Genomic DNA, 11,817 nt, shown 5'->3' with positions numbered 1-11,817 from the left:
CGGCCACGCAGATCGCCTCGCCGCAGGCGCGCATGGTGGTGAAGATGCCGGTGGCCATGCCGGCGCGTTCGACCGACACCACCTTGATCGACAAGTCGTCCATCAGCCCCCAGGGCATCGCCGAGCCTGTGCCGATCAGCAGCAGCGGCAGGCACAGTGCCAGCCAGTCGGCGCCCACTTCGATGCGGGCCAGCCAGATCAGGCCGATGCCCGCCAGCAGCAGGCCTGCAAAACACAGGTTGGCCGGTGCGATGTGGCGCGCCATCAGCGCGGCCAGGAAGGGCACCAGCAGCATCGGCAGCGACAGCCCCATCATCATCAGCCCGGCCTGGCCCGCGCTCAGTTGCTCGACACCCACCAGACGCAGCGGCAGCAGGATCAGCAGCACGATGAAGCTCAGCGCCGTGGCGATCGGCAGCAACTGCACACCGACGAAACGTTTGTCGGCGAACAGCGACAGGTCGAGCATGGGCCGCGCCTGACGCCGCTCGATGCCGATGAACAGCACCAGCGTCAGCACCGCGGCGGCCAGCAGGCCCACGACCGTCAAGCTGCGCCAGCCCGCAGCGGGCACTTGCATGATGGCGAAGGTCAGCAGTATCAGCAGGGTGGTGAAGCTGAGCACACCGGCCCAGTCGAGGTGGCGGGCGTCGGGGTCGCGGCTCTCGACCATGCGCGGCGCGGCCAGCCACCAGGCCAGGGCGCCGAAGCCTGCGCCGAGCAGGAAGATGGCGCGCCAGTTGAAGAACTCCACCAGCATCCCCGAGATCACCGGGCCGAACGCCAGACCCAGACCAAAGGCGGTGCCCAGCAGGCCAAAGGCGCGGGTGCGGGCGTGGCCCTGGTATTCCTGGGCCAGGGTGGCCGAGCCACCGGCCATGGTCAGCGCCGCGGCGATGCCCTGCAGGCCGCGGATCAGGTCGAGAAACACCACGTTCGGCGCACAACTCACCACCACCGACAACAGCGTGAAACTGCCGATGCCCCAGCAGAACAGGCGCTTGCGGCCATACAGGTCAGCCAGGGTGCCGGCGGCCATGATGGCGCTGCCGAAACTCAGGGCGAAGGCATTGACCACCCACGCCAGGGCCAGTGAGCTGCCGCCGAGGTCATCACCAATGGCCGACAGGGCCATGGCAGGGCCGGTGTATTCCAAGGGCAGGATCAGGCCGGCCATGCACACCGCGCACAGCACCAAGGCCCGTCGCGTCGCGTCTTGCTGGGCTTCCATGGCGTCTCTCCCTCCTTCCCTGAGCCAGTAGACGGGGGATGGTATTTGAGGGATAAGTGCACTTGAAGGGGACAATATTCAAAAGAGAATTGCGGTTACTGCATGAATGATGACATTTCGCTATGGCGCCTGTTTTTCCGCATCGTCGAGCGTGGCAGCCTGACCAAGGCCGCGGATGACCACGATCTGGAGCCGTCCTCGGTGAGCCGACGGATTTCCTCGCTGGAAAAGCGCCTGAACGTGCGCCTGCTCAATCGCACGACCCGCCAGGTGGCCATGACCGAAGCCGGCTCGCGGGCGTATGAATTGATGAAACCGCTGATCGACGAGATGGAAGGGGTGATCGGCGAGCTCGATGGCGGTTCACCGCTGATCGCTGGCACGGTGCGCATGACTGCCCCGGTGAATTTCGGCGAGCGCCACCTGGTCGGCTGGCTCACCGCCTTTCAGCGCCAGCACCCGCAGATCCTGCTGGACCTGGTGTTGTCGGACTCGCGCATCGACCTGCGCAGCGAGGCCATGGACTTGGCCCTGCGGGTCGGCGAGCTGCCGGTCTCCGACATGCTCACGCGCAAGATCGGCAGCATGCCCAGCGTGCTGTGCGCCAGCGCAGGCTACGTACGCGCTCACGGCATGCCGGAGAAGCCGCAAGACCTCGCCGGCCACCGCGCCATCCTCTATTCCTTGGGCCAGGAGCGCCACCGCACCCGCCTGCGCCTGAACCGCGACGGCAAGCAGGCCAGCGTCGAGCTGCAAGGGGTGTTCTACCTCAATAATGTCGGCGCGATCCTGCAGGCGGTGCGCCAGGGGGCGGGCCTTCATCCAGGGCCACGCTGGCTTTTTCAGGAGGGGATCGACTCGGGTGAACTGGTGGAATTGCTCCCGGAGTGGAGCCTGACCGGGCTGCCGGTGCACCTGGTACGGCTGAACAACCGCTATGAGCCCAAGCGGGTGAAGGCGCTGGAAGACTGGATCGAGCAGTGCTGGGTGCGGGAGATGCAATAGCGGCGAATGATGGCCGCCCTGACGCTTAATGCTAGTCAGATAAGATTTCATGGCCGATTTTGGGGCTGATTTGCCGCCCATCGCGGGTGAACCCGCTCCCACAAGATTGTCGTGTAGGAGTCCGCCCGTCGCAAGGCGCCGCGCTGTCGCGCAGAGAACTAGTGTGGGAGCGAGTTCACTCGCGATGGGCGGCAAAGCAGCCCCAATGGCTGCAACAGGCGGTTTATCGGACCGTAAGCATCGCTTGAGTTAGGACGGCTGCGCCGCCCATCGCGACTAACCGGAACGCCGGACCGGTCGTTCCTACAGGGCCCTGTTAAATCAACAAGTTATGTGTAGTTCTATGAGAGCGACTTTAGTCGCGAAGGCCGGCAAAGCCGGCCCAGTACAGGCACCCGGCAAGTGGCTGACGAAATACGACTGTGGCCACCGGGCCGGCTTTGCCGCCCTTCGCGGCTGAAGCCGCTTCTACATGGACCGCGTCATGGACCGCGTCAATTTCAGATCACCACGCAAAGTCTGACTCCATCGCAACCTCTGACCCCAGCGCTGTACCTTCGGAAGCGGGCGGTCCGACGTTCCGGTCACCCGCAAAGGGCCGCAGAGCGGCCCCAATCGGTTGTACTGACCGGCATCAGCCCTGGCGCTGAGCCTTTCAGCGACAGGGCGGTGCAGAGCGGATCAGAAGCTGTACTTGGCCGTCAGCATCAGGTTGCGCGGCGCGCCGTAGCTGTCGCCGCCGTATGAGATGGAGTTGGCAATGGACGAGTAGTACGTGCGATCGAACACGTTGTTGGCATTGAGCTGCAGGTCGAGGTGCTCGTTCACCCGATAGCCGGCCATCAGGTCAGTGACTGCGTAGCTGCCTTGCTTGAGCCGGTACTCGCCGCCGTCGTAGAGCGCCACGTCGTTGTACAGGCGGCTTTGCCAGGACACCGTTCCGCCCACGCGCAGTTTTTCCAGATCACCCTGGAACCGGTAGCTGGTGGTGAGTTTGAACAGGTGCTCAGGCGTGTCGGTGTCAAAGCGCTGGTGCTTGTTCTGCGGCGCCGCGTCATCCTTTAGCGTATGCACGCGGGCATAGCTGTAGCCACCACCGACCTGCCAGTTTTCAGTCAGCGCGCCTTGCAGCTCCATGTCGATGCCCTGGCTGCGGACCAGGCCAGAAGCCTCATAGCAGGCGAATTGCGGGCAGTTGGGAACAGTCACCGCGACCGCGCGATTTTCCTGGTCGATGCGGAACAGCGCCACGCTGGCATTGAGCGCGCCATCGAAGTACTCGCCTTTGATGCCGACCTCGTAGTTCTTGCCGACGATCGGGCTCAGCGGCGTGGCGGAGGTGTCCTTCTCGGACTGCGGCGTAAAGATGTCGCTGTAACTCACGTACGCCGAATGATTGCTGTCCAGCTCGTAGATCAGGCCGGCATAGCGGGTCACGTTGCGGGTCACCTTGAAATCGCCGTCGCCATCGCGGTTGTCATAGTCATACCAGTCAAGACGGCCGCCCAGGATCAGCTTCAGCGGGTCGGCCAGGTTCAGGCGGGTGGTCATGTACACGCCATCCTGGGTGGTGAGGTTACGGTCGCGCCCACTCTTGGTGAAGTTCGGCTTGCCGGCGTCGAGTGGCCACTGCATGTCATAAGGCGAGTAGCTCTGCGTGGTCATGTCGTAAATGCGTCTGCTGGCGCCCACCACCAGCTCGTGGGTGCGGCCAAAGGCCTGGAAGGGGCCACTGGCGAAGGCATCCACACCCGCCTGATTCTCGTCATGCGAAGCCTGGTAGACGGTGCGCTGCAAACTGTGGTCTTCAGCCCAACGGGACTGGTAAGAGCCCGAGAACAACGCGTCCTGCTCGGCGTAGTTGGCGTTGACCTGCAGCTTCCAGTCGTTGGCCAACTGGTGGCGCAGCTCGGCGAAGACCGTATTGACCTCCTGGTCCTTGTTCTCCCACGAGGTGCCGGGGTTGTAGGAGCGGGGCAGGTTGAGGTGATGGCCGTCGAGACCGACCATCGAAGAGCCCCAGAAGTAGTTGGTCTTGTCCTTCTGGTTGGAATAGCCAAGGGTCAGTGTGGTGTCGTCGCTGAGGTCCGCTTCGGTGACGGCGTAGAACAGGCCATGGCGCTGCATGGCGTTGTCGACGAAACCGTTGGCATCCTGATAGGAACTGACCACCCGGCCGCGCCAGGTGCCGTTGGAGTTGAGCGGGCTGGAGGCATCGAGCTCACCGCGGTAGTCATCCCAGCTGCCCAAGGCGCCGGTCAAGGTCACTTTCTGCTCAGCCAACGGCCGCTTGCGCACCAGGTTGATGGCTGCAGAGGGGTTGCCCGCGCCGGTCACCAGGCCTGTGGCACCGCGCACGATCTCGACACGGTCGAACATCGCCAGGTTGGGCTGCGAGCCCACGTTGACACCGTTGTAGCCACTGGGAATGCCGTCGTACATGAGGTTGTCGACGTCGAATCCACGCGATGTGTAGGTCTCGCGGCCCGGCCCATCGTTGTAATTGAGCAAGATGCCGGGCGTTGCCTTGACCACATCATTGATGCTGGTCATGCCTTGGTCATCCATGCGCTGGCGAGTGATCACGGTCACCGCCTGCGGGGTTTCGCGCATGGTCAGCGGCAGCTTGGTGGCGGTGGCCATGGGCCCGGTGGTGTAGGAGGTGGTGCCTTCGGTGGTACTGCCGAGCTGGGTGTTGTTGATGTCGATGGGGCCCAGTTCGAGCACCTCGCCGGTTACCGGCGGCGTGGCAGCAGGTGGCTCATCTTCGGCAAAGACCGGGGGCAAGGTCGCCATGCACACCGCCAGTGCCAGCAGATTGATCGGAAGCGTGCAGCGACGAGCGTGACTGTAACGGGACATGACCAGATAGCCTAAATGAAAATATATTTAAGGTGCATATGAGAATTGTTACCAACAAGCATGTCAAGTTATGTCGCAGTCTGTTTTTTTTTGCCTGCGTTGCGAGCCGCGACCAATGGTGCCGCTGAACGATCGCGCAACCCTCAAGAACCTGCCCTGCAGGCCGATGAACTGATCACGAAGGCCCCGTCGCCAGCCGATTCATCGCCGCCGAGCAAAGTGCTAGCATCGGCCGCCGCCCGGCATCGACCGCCCCGTCGTTCTCTTCAACGTTGCTGACCTGTCGGACTGCCATGCGCCTGTTCCTCGATCCCTCCCGCGAAATCGATGCTGCCTTGTTGCGCTACCGCCGGCTGTTCGGGGTGCTGGCCCTGTTCAGCGGGGTGATCAACCTGCTGATGCTGGTGCCCTCGATCTACATGATGCAGGTCTTCGACCGGGTGCTGACCAGCCGCAACGAAACCACGCTGCTGATGCTCAGCCTGATCCTGCTCGGCTTCTTTGCCTTGAGCTGTGCGCTGGAATGGGTGCGCGGGCAGGTGATGATCCGCATGAGCGCCGGGCTCGACACGCACCTGGGCGAGCGGGTGTTCGACGCTGCCTTCGAGCGCAGCCTGAAAGAGCACAACAGCAACCCGGCGCAGGTGCTCAGCGACCTCAACAGCATCCGCCAGTTCGTCACCGGCCCCGGGCTGATCGCGCTGTTCGATGCGCCGTGGCTGCCGCTGTACCTGATTGCCACCTTCCTGTTCCACCCCTGGCTGGGGGTGTTTACCGTGATCGGCTCGGTGATCCTCGCCGCCCTGGCGCTGTGGAACGAGCTGAGTACACGCAAGAGCATGGCCGAGGCCAATCGCCTGTCGGTGGCCTCTTCGAGCTACGTCAACGGCACCCTGCACAATGCCGAGGTGATCCAGGCCCTGGGCATGCTCGCGCCGCTGCGCAGACGCTGGTTCAACGTGCAGCAGCGGATGATCGTCGAGCAGGCCCGGGCCAGCGACCGCAGCGCGCGAATCGCCTCGCTGTCGCGCTTCGTGCGCATGACCTGGCAGTCGCTGGCGCTGGGCCTGGGGGCGATTCTGGTAATCGAGAACCAGATTTCCGCCGGGGTGATGATTGCGGTGTCGGTTCTGCTGGGCCGCGCCATGGCGCCGGCCGAAGCACTGATCGGCTCGTGGAAGCAGATGGGCAATGCCAAGAGCAGTTACCTGCGCCTGAACCGGCTGCTCAGCGACTTTCCCAAGGCCAGCGTGCGCATGGCGCTGCCGGCACCCAGCGGGGCGCTGAGCCTCGACCGCCTGGTGATCACCCCGCCAGGCCAGCAGAAGCCGGCCGTCAATGGCGTTACGCTGAAGCTCGCCAAGGGCGAGGTGCTGGCGATCATCGGCCCGAGCGCATCGGGCAAGTCGTCCCTGGCGCGGGCCATGGTCGGCATCTGGCCGGCCCGCCAGGGCTCGGTTCGGCTCGATGGTGCCGAGATCGGCCAGTGGTCGCGCGAAGCCCTCGGCCCACACCTGGGTTATCTGCCCCAGGACATCGAGCTGTTCGACGGCAGCATCGCCGAGAACATCGCCCGTTTCGGTGACGTGCACGCCGAGCAGGTGATCGCTGCGGCGCAACTGGCCGGCATCCACGACATGATCCTGCAACTGGCCAACGGCTACGACACGATGCTCGGCACCGGCGGGCTGGGCCTGTCGGGTGGGCAGAAACAGCGCATCGGCCTGGCCCGCGCGCTGTACGGCAAGCCGGCGCTGGTGGTGCTCGATGAGCCCAACTCCAACCTCGATGATGCCGGCGAGCTGGCCCTGGTGCAGGCCGTGCGCCAGCTCAAGGCCGACGGCTGCACGGTGGTGCTGGTGACCCACCGGCCGAACATTCTCAATGCGGTCGACAAGCTGCTGTTCCTGCGCGAAGGCGTGCAGCACCTGTTCGGCCCGCGTGACCAGGTGCTCAAGACCCTGGTGCCCGCCACGCCGCCCGGCAAGCCCGCCGAAATCAGCAGCCAATCCGCCTGAGGCCGCCAATGCACGCCAGTTCCCACGACCTGTCCCCTGTCGATCATCGCCCCGACGCCGATGCCGTTGGTATCGCCCGCATCGGCATCTGGTGCCTGCTGCTGGGGCTCGGCGGCTTTCTGCTGTGGGCCTGCCTGGCGCCGCTCGATCGCGGTGTGGTCGGCAGCGGCACGGTGGTGGTGTCTGGCGAGCGCAAGACCGTGCAGTCGCGCACCGGCGGCATGCTCGAAAGCATCCGCGTGCGTGAAGGCGAGCGGGTCGAGCAGGGCCAGGTACTGATGCAGCTGAACACCGTGCAGGCGCGTTCGCAGCTCGACGTCGCCCTCGGCCAGTGGCTGAGCGCTCGTGCCGTAGAGGACCGGTTGATGGCCGAGCGTCTCGACCTGGCGCAGGTGAAGTGGTCAGACGCCTTGCTGGCCCGCGCCAGCGATCCGCGCGCCGTGGCCGCCATGGAGCTGCAGGGCTACCTGTTCGCCACTCGCCGCGCCGAGTTGGCCAGCCGCATGCAGATCAGCCAGCACGAAATCGCCTCGCTCAACGACCAGCTCAGGGGTTTTGAAGAGATCAGGCGCAACCATGCCGCGCAGGCGCAGTTCCAGCAGCAGTCGCTGCAGGGCATGCGCGAGCTGGCGCGCGAAGGTTATCTGCCGCGCAACCGGCTGTTCGAGGCCGAAAGCAGCGCCGCGCAATTGGGTGCGCAACTGGCGGCGAGCATTTCCGACATTGGCCGAACCCGCCAGAGCATCAATGAAAGCCAGCTCAAGGGCTTGCAGCAAGCCCAGCAGTTTCGCAGCGACGCCGAGACCCAGCTGACCCAGGTCAGCGCGCAGACCTCCAGCTTGCTCGACCAGATCAAGTCGCTGGAATTCGACGTCAACAGCGCCGCCATCACCGCGCCCGTCAGTGGCCAGGTGATGGGCATGACCGTGCACACGGTCGGCGGCATCGCCCAGCCTGGCCAGCGCCTGATGGACATCGTGCCGCAGGGTTCGAGCTGGGTGGTCAAGGCGCAGTTTCCGCCCATGATGGCCGATCGCCTGAAACCTGGGCTGCCGGTGGACGTGCGCTTCGGTTCGTTGCAGCGGGTGCACACGCCGGTAATCGTCGGCCAGGTGGCGACCGTCTCGGCCGACCAGCTGGTCGATGAGAAGACCGGTTCTGCGTATTTCTCGGTCGAGGTGGCGGTCAGCCCGGAAGCGGTCATTGGCCTGCGTGAACTGGGCCTGGACATCAAGCCGGGCATGCAGGCCGAAGTGCTGGTCAAGACCGGCGAGCGCACCCTGGCCAGCTACCTCATGCAACCGGTCGCCGAGCGCATGGCCGGCGCGTTGAAGGAAGAGTGACCGTGCGCCTGCCCATTACCCTGCTGCTGAGCCTGTTCGCTGCGGCCCCGGTCTACGCCGAGGAGCCGCCGCTGTCGCTGTTGGGGCTGTATGACGCCTCGCGTTTGAACGATGCCACTTACCAGGTGGCCGGACATGATTACGACGCCTCGCGCCAGGAGCGCGCCATCGGCCGCAGTGCCCTGTTGCCGCAGGTCGGCATCAATGGCCGCTATGGCCATGGCGGCCAGTTCGGCAGTGCCTCCAGGACCAACCGTCAGGATGATCAGTACGCCTCCGACAGCGTCGCCCTGACCGTGACCCAGCCGCTCTACGACAAGGGCCGCTGGGCCGCTTACGAGCAGGCCAAGGCCCGTGGTCGACTGGGCGAGGTACAGCACGAGAACGCTGATCAGGCGCTGTTCGACCGGGTGGTGCAAGCCTACTTCGACCTGGCCCAGGTGGAGAATGACCTGGCGTTGACCACACAGCAGAAGGCCTCCATCGAAGGCCTGGCCAAGCAATCCCAGCGTCTGTTCGACGCCGGTGAGGGCACGGTGACCGACCTTGCCGAGGCGCAGGCTCGACTCGACTCGGTACGCGCCCAGGAAATCCAGTTGCAGGCCCAGCACCGCTCGGCGCTGCGCCGCCTGGCCGGGCGGTCGGGGCTGAACGTGACGCAGATTCCAGCCATGCAGGAGCAGGCTCCGGCCGCGGCCTTGCTGGCCCCCGAGCAGGACCTCGACTACTGGATGAACAAGGCCGATCAGACCGCCGGGGTGCTTGGCGTCAGCCGCGCCTCGATCGACCTGGCCGAGGCCAATCTGCGTCAGCAGAAGGCTCAGCATTATCCGACCCTGGCCTTGAGCGGGCGAGTGGCGCGCATCGATCAGAGCGACGTCAATGAGCTGTCCCAGCGCCAGTCGACCTACTACGTCGGCGTGGTGCTGGATATTCCGCTGTACCAGGGCGGCGGGGTCACGGCGTCGTCGGAGAAAGCCCGCGCCGCGCTGGAAAGCGCCCGTTCCAGCCTGGATGCGCAACAGCAGCAGTTGAGCGAAGACGTCGAGGTGAACTACCTGGGCGTGGTCGCCGGCTTCGAGAAGATCAAGGCCCTGGTCACCGCCGTGCGCTCCAGCGAAACGGCGCTGACGTCGGCACAGAAGGGCTACGGCGCCGGGGTGCGCTCGACGGTCGACATCCTCGACGCCCAGCAGCGGCTGTTCTCGGCCAAGCGCGACCTGCTCGACACCAAGCTGGCGATGCTGCAGAGCTACGTGAACCTGCACACCCGCACCGGGCAGATGACCCGGCGCGAGCTTGAGAAGGTGCAGGGGTTGTTCTGAGGGAGGGTAAGCGTCTGGTCAGGCGCAGCCGGCCTGTGGCTCCGCATTCGATCTGCCCGATAGTGCACAGTGCCAGGATCCGAGCGGCTGTTTAAGAGATCGCGACCGATCGCAGCACCGAACCGACTGCCCTATCACAGGACAGTGCGCCCACTAACCTCGGTGTACAATCGCCGCCCTTTGCACACCGGAGCGCCGTCATGGCCCGCAGAGTATTCCCGCAGTTCGAAGCCGTTTCCGCCATGGTCCCAGCCGAGGGCGGTGGCTATCACGCCGCGATTGCCGTCAAGCACCTGATCAACGGCGGTGCCCCGCGTTTCCACAAGGTCCTCGATGGCCAGCACTTCACCAGCGCTGTGACGACGGACGCTGCTGCCAGCGCCGAGCTGGAGCGGCTGCAGGCTGTGAGCGAAGCAGGCGAACTGATCTGGTAATCGGCTATTGCACACGTGTCGGACGAGTAATCCTGCGTCAGTGTAAGAGCGGCCTCGGCGGAACTGCGCCTCAGCTGAATGATCCGACCCACAGCAGGCCGCCAAGGGTCAAGCTCGCCTGAATCGCAATGACCCCTCGCAGCCAGTGTGGCCAGCGACGAATGAACCAGTAGAGCGTGTTCAGTAGCATCGAGATCAGGTTGCCGAGCCACAGGGCGGCACAGGCAATGAACCGGCTGACGTCGATAAAGGAGGTCAGTGTGTTCAGCATTCACAGCGCAATCACCAAAGCCACCACCAGGCTGGCAACCGACAGCCCGGCGATGTATCGGGTCACGTTCAGCTCTTCATCGGGCGTCATGCTGTAACAGGCTCCTTTCGAGTCCGACGCAACACACGACGCCGAGCCGGCGTGTGTTCAATGCCAGGCAACGAGCCTACGCAGGCCGGCGCATCTTGAACAGGTTGCCCAGCTCGAAGTAGTCCGCAGGGCCACCACCGCGCAGGATGGGTTGCGCCGCAGCGGTGTCGTAGATGCCATCCTTGAGCAGGTGTTCGGCGATGTGCACCGCCACCACTTCGCCCAGAATCAGCCAGCTGGGCACCAGTTCCTGATCGGCACGCTTGAGCTGCACGATCTGCGTGACCTTGCACTCGAAGGCCACCGGCGTTTCACCCACTCTCGGTGTACGAATGATGCGCGACGGCGCAGGGGTCAGGCCGCTCAGCTGAAACTCATCGACATCGGCTGCCACTGCCGCGCAGCTCTGGTTCATCGCCTCGGCCAGGGGTTTGGTGGCCAGGTTCCAGACGAACTCGCCGGTCTGCTCGATGTTGTTCAGGCTGTCTTTGCGCCCGACGCTGCAGAACCCCACGATCGGCGGAATGTAATTGAAGGCATTGAAGAAGCTGTACGGCGCGAGATTCAGGCGGCCGTCGGCGTCCTGCGAAGAAATCCAGCCGATGGGCCGCGGGCCGACGATGGCGTTGAACGGGTCGTGGGGCAGGCCGTGGCCTTTGGCAGGTTCATAGAAATGCATCGGGTCAGGCCTTGTGCGGGGGAAGAGTTGCCTAGTGTGCCAAGGCTGGCCGTGGCTGCAAGTGCCGGGTTGCGCTTGTCCGGGCCAATAAATGCTTGGCCATGAGCCGATTAATCCTCCTATTCGGCTCATTTAGTGAGCCGAATAGGAGGATTAATCGGCTCACTGAGCGAAATCCCATGTAAAAAGGGCGCTTCGTCAGCCGAAGCGCCCTCTCTTACCACGCACTACCTGTCAGGGGTGCGTGTATCCACACGCTGTCATCAGCCTCAGTCAGTGGTAATCCGCGAATGCTTGCGGGTGTCCTTCATGGTGGCGTACACCAGCAGCGAGCAGGCGATGCAGCCGGTGACGTACCAGTAGTAGCCGGTTTCCATGCCCGCGCTCTTGAACCACAGCGCCACGTATTCAGCGGTACCGCCGAACACCGACACGGTCAGCGCGTAGGGCAGGCCGACGCCCAGGGCGCGGATTTCGGTGGGGAACAGTTCGGCTTTGACCACGGCGTTGATCGAGGTGTAGCCGCTGACGATGATCAGCGCGGCCATGATCAGGAAGA

The 11,817-nt window shown here is 64.3% G+C and carries 9 protein-coding genes and 1 pseudogene; 5 read left to right on the top strand and 5 right to left on the bottom strand.

The genetic code is table 11. The features are described from left to right. The coding region (locus RT028_RS17670; protein WP_312936401.1) for an MFS transporter at positions 1-1,231 on the bottom strand (1,231 nt) is incomplete at its 3' end. 102 nt (positions 1,232-1,333) lie between these two features. Here RT028_RS17670 and RT028_RS17665 point away from each other — a divergent pair. Continuing rightward, complete coding sequence (locus RT028_RS17665) at positions 1,334-2,236, top strand: LysR family transcriptional regulator (RefSeq protein ID WP_312936400.1); 903 nt, start codon at positions 1,334-1,336, stop codon at positions 2,234-2,236. A 681-nt stretch (positions 2,237-2,917) separates the two neighbouring features. On the opposite strand, the gene RT028_RS17660 is transcribed toward RT028_RS17665, so the two are convergent. After that, positions 2,918-5,032, bottom strand: a complete 2,115-nt coding sequence (locus RT028_RS17660) for a TonB-dependent siderophore receptor (protein WP_312936402.1) — start codon at positions 5,030-5,032, stop codon at positions 2,918-2,920. A gap of 359 nt (positions 5,033-5,391) precedes the next feature. Here RT028_RS17660 and RT028_RS17655 point away from each other — a divergent pair, with 359 nt between their 5' ends. From RT028_RS17655 to RT028_RS17640, 4 genes are all read left to right on the top strand, one after another. Continuing rightward, entirely contained in the window at positions 5,392-7,116 is a 1,725-nt protein-coding gene (locus RT028_RS17655) for a type I secretion system permease/ATPase (protein WP_312936399.1), read from the top strand. A gap of 8 nt (positions 7,117-7,124) precedes the next feature. Beyond that, positions 7,125-8,459 (top strand): HlyD family type I secretion periplasmic adaptor subunit, encoded by a 1,335-nt coding sequence (locus tag RT028_RS17650; RefSeq protein WP_312936398.1) that lies wholly within the window; start codon positions 7,125-7,127, stop codon positions 8,457-8,459. Further along, positions 8,456-9,784 (top strand): TolC family outer membrane protein, encoded by a 1,329-nt coding sequence (locus RT028_RS17645; protein WP_409567293.1) that lies wholly within the window; start codon positions 8,456-8,458, stop codon positions 9,782-9,784. Before RT028_RS17650 ends, RT028_RS17645 begins: the two co-directional genes overlap by 4 nt. A gap of 200 nt (positions 9,785-9,984) precedes the next feature. Continuing rightward, positions 9,985-10,218 carry a hypothetical protein gene (locus RT028_RS17640; protein ID WP_312936396.1) on the top strand — a complete coding sequence of 78 codons (234 nt, stop codon included), beginning with the start codon at positions 9,985-9,987 and terminating at the stop codon, positions 10,216-10,218. Between the two features lie 70 nt (positions 10,219-10,288). On the opposite strand, the gene RT028_RS17635 is transcribed toward RT028_RS17640, so the two are convergent. From RT028_RS17635 to RT028_RS17625, 3 genes and pseudogenes are all read right to left on the bottom strand, one after another. Then, positions 10,289-10,489: a hypothetical protein gene (locus RT028_RS17635; protein WP_312936395.1), complete on the bottom strand. Its 201-nt coding sequence runs from the start codon at positions 10,487-10,489 to the stop codon at positions 10,289-10,291. A gap of 166 nt (positions 10,490-10,655) precedes the next feature. After that, positions 10,656-11,258, bottom strand: a complete 603-nt coding sequence (locus tag RT028_RS17630) for a flavin reductase family protein (protein WP_312936394.1) — start codon at positions 11,256-11,258, stop codon at positions 10,656-10,658. A 269-nt stretch (positions 11,259-11,527) separates the two neighbouring features. Then, positions 11,528-11,817, bottom strand: a pseudogene (locus RT028_RS17625) (alpha-ketoglutarate permease); the annotation flags it as partial.

Origin of the sequence: Pseudomonas sp. (genome assembly GCF_032058845.1) — a bacterium.
GTDB lineage: Bacteria > Pseudomonadota > Gammaproteobacteria > Pseudomonadales > Pseudomonadaceae > Aquipseudomonas.
Note: the sequence above shows the minus strand (reverse complement) of the source record. Positions and strands in the feature narration are given on the sequence as shown.

Bases quoted from the DNA above. Each gene is read 5' to 3' on its own strand.
- RT028_RS17665 (WP_312936400.1), top strand. From the start codon at position 1,334: ATGAATGATGACATTTCGCTATGGCGCCTGTTTTTCCGCATCGTCGAG.
- RT028_RS17660 (WP_312936402.1), bottom strand. From the start codon at position 5,032: ATGGCGACCTTGCCCCCGGTCTTTGCCGAAGATGAGCCACCTGCTGCC.
- RT028_RS17655 (WP_312936399.1), top strand. From the start codon at position 5,392: ATGCGCCTGTTCCTCGATCCCTCCCGCGAAATCGATGCTGCCTTGTTG.
- RT028_RS17650 (WP_312936398.1), top strand. From the start codon at position 7,125: ATGCACGCCAGTTCCCACGACCTGTCCCCTGTCGATCATCGCCCCGAC.
- RT028_RS17640 (WP_312936396.1), top strand. From the start codon at position 9,985: ATGGCCCGCAGAGTATTCCCGCAGTTCGAAGCCGTTTCCGCCATGGTC.
- RT028_RS17635 (WP_312936395.1), bottom strand. From the start codon at position 10,489: ATGCTGAACACACTGACCTCCTTTATCGACGTCAGCCGGTTCATTGCC.
- RT028_RS17630 (WP_312936394.1), bottom strand. From the start codon at position 11,258: ATGCATTTCTATGAACCTGCCAAAGGCCACGGCCTGCCCCACGACCCG.